The sequence below is a fragment of the Flavobacterium sp. genome, assembly GCF_013822155.1.
In the GTDB taxonomy this organism is placed as follows: Bacteria; Bacteroidota; Bacteroidia; order Flavobacteriales; family Flavobacteriaceae; genus Flavobacterium.
Genome location: NZ_PNJW01000132.1, coordinates 1 through 2,370, shown reverse-complemented (window position 1 = coordinate 2,370; position 2,370 = coordinate 1). Strand labels below are relative to the sequence as shown.

Annotated in this window: 3 protein-coding genes; all 3 read left to right on the top strand. The window is 28.4% G+C overall.

All coding sequences use genetic code 11. From position 1 onward, the window contains the following. Nucleotides 1–182 (top strand): WYL domain-containing protein (locus C0512_RS15215; RefSeq protein WP_367161193.1); only part of this gene is annotated, 182 nt, incomplete at its 5' end. A 9-nt stretch (nt 183–191) separates the two neighbouring features. Beyond that, nucleotides 192–1,817 (top strand): AAA family ATPase, encoded by a 1,626-nt coding sequence (locus C0512_RS15210; protein ID WP_290863095.1) that lies wholly within the window; start codon nt 192–194, stop codon nt 1,815–1,817. A gap of 2 nt (nt 1,818–1,819) precedes the next feature. After that, nucleotides 1,820–2,370, top strand: a 551-nt coding sequence (locus C0512_RS15205; RefSeq protein WP_290863093.1) for a hypothetical protein, incomplete at its 3' end; no start/stop codon positions are given.

Below are 2,370 nucleotides of genomic sequence, written 5' to 3'. Positions count from 1 at the left end.
CTAAACCCATTCATGGTTCACAAAAAATAAAAGACAATATTTTGACTATACAGGTAAAGCTGAATTACGAACTAGAATCTCTTATTCTTTCATTTGGTGAGAATATGAAAATATTAGAGCCAATAGATTTAAAACATAATATTATAAAAAGACTTAAAAACACAATTAACGAATATTCATAAAAACTATACATGAGAAATAGCATACAATTTAAACATTTTCGAAAATTTGAAGATTTTCCAAAATTGGATTTCAATGATGTAACTTTTGTTGTGGGAAAGAACAACTCGGGTAAATCTACCTTTGTTAAAGCATTTGTTATGGTTTACAATTATCTTAAATCTGGTAATTTAAAGCAATTAGATCTGAATCAAGGAAGTGTGGAGCTATTAAATATTGTAACATTTGATCGTGCTTTATGTAAAACAATGTCTGATAGAGATCAAAAGGAACATATTCCTATAACTGTGAAGTTAGGTAATTATGAGTTCTATTTAAACGTAACAGGCAAGAAAGATAGCACAATATTAGATGTAACTACATTCAAAATTAGCGACACTTCATCTTTTTTTACAATAGAAATTGATCCTCAAAAAGAACATGCTATAGTTTCATATAGTTATAAAGAAATTATTGAAAATGATGCATTGAATGAAGCTATTCAACAAAAAGAAGAACTTGAAAAAACGCTTGAATCTATTAAAGATGAACTTTCTAAAGAAAGTATAGAGTTAAAAAGTCGAATAGAAAAATTGTCAAGAAACATTGATAGTTTAAAAGATGCTAAAACAGAAATAGAAACCTCATTTACTGTTGAAGATGATTACGAATCAGGTAGTTTCACTTCAATATTTGATGATCTCTCTAAGAGACTGGAAGCTAGGTTTTGGCTTGAAAACCCTAATGTAGAACTAATAGAAGAAAGGCAAAACAATCCCCTTACTGATGAGGATAAAATTGAAGAGGACTCTGAAGTTGAAGATACTTTAAAGAGCGATGACGAAGTGCTTGAAGATGATTTACGTTACTATTATATCAATCGTCTCAAATTCGAAAATTTTTATAATCAATTTCTAAATTTCACAAATAGCAGCAAAATATTTTATTTACCTGCTACGCTTAATAAACAATCTGCTTTACTTTCTATTCGTGACAAAAACAATGATTTAGCTGATGTAGTACACAAATATTACCAATTAGAATTGCATAACAATCCAATCATTTCAGGCTTTGTAAAACATTGGATTAAAGAATTTCAGATTGGAACAGACATCAAAATCGAGTTAATTAACGGTGAAGCTTATGATATAACTTTAAAAGAAAACGAAGTGTTTATTCCGTTAGCAGATAAAGGAATGGGATCTATACAGGCAGTATTGTTAATTCTTAGGTTAGCTTCTGTGATTTTTTATTATGAGCAAGAAAACAAAAAAGCAAAATTCAACTATTTCGTTATTGTAGAGGAACCGGAATTAAATCTACATCCTGCTTTACAAAGTAAACTTTGTGATTTGTTTTTTGAGGTTTATGAGAAATACAAAGTGAAATTTATTATTGAAACGCATTCGGAATATATTATTCGGCGTTCACAAGTTATGAATGCTAAAGAAGAATTTGCATTAGATTCTGATGATATAAATCCAACCCCATTCTCAACTATTTATTTTAACTCTGACACTGAATCTGATATAATAGCCTATTCAATGAACTATCAACCTGATGGAACTTTTGAAAATGCTTTTGGTAATGGTTTTTTTGATGCTTCATCTTCAAGTACCTTAGAGTTAATTCGTTTAAAACGTCAAAAAAATCAATAACTATGAAGTTTGAAGTATACGCTGACCGTGAGTTGTTGGAGACTATTTTATTGGAATCTAATAAATATGAAAACTGGAACAATATTTTAAAACATCATTCAGATGTTTATGTAAACATATCTCAAGATGATTATGATAATGATATAGCTTTAGCAGATGAAAGTATTTTATTCCAATATCTGCAAGATACGGGAGGTAAAGAACCAATTCCAAACGAACAATTTTTTGAAGATTTTGAATCTGACGCTAGTATCGTTGAAAGTAAACCCTTGTCTGCTTATTTTTTAAATAGAGATGATAACGAGATATGTACATTAAAAGATAAATTTGGTTTATTATTTCAAAATGAGAAAATAGATGACAAGATCTTATCAAACAAATTTCAAAAAAATTGTAATAAAAATGAAATTTTTAATAACCATGGAGTCTTTGGTTGGAAAGCTATAATACCTGCTCAAATTTTAGGCTATAATTCATTAATAATAACAGATCCACATTTATTTAATAATGATAGAAATGTAAATGGGACAATTACTAATTTTGGTGTTGAAAA

What these genes read in the sequence shown, in the direction of transcription:
- C0512_RS15210 (WP_290863095.1), top strand. Translation starts at nt 192, where the DNA reads ATGAGAAATAGCATACAATTTAAACATTTTCGAAAATTTGAAGATTTT.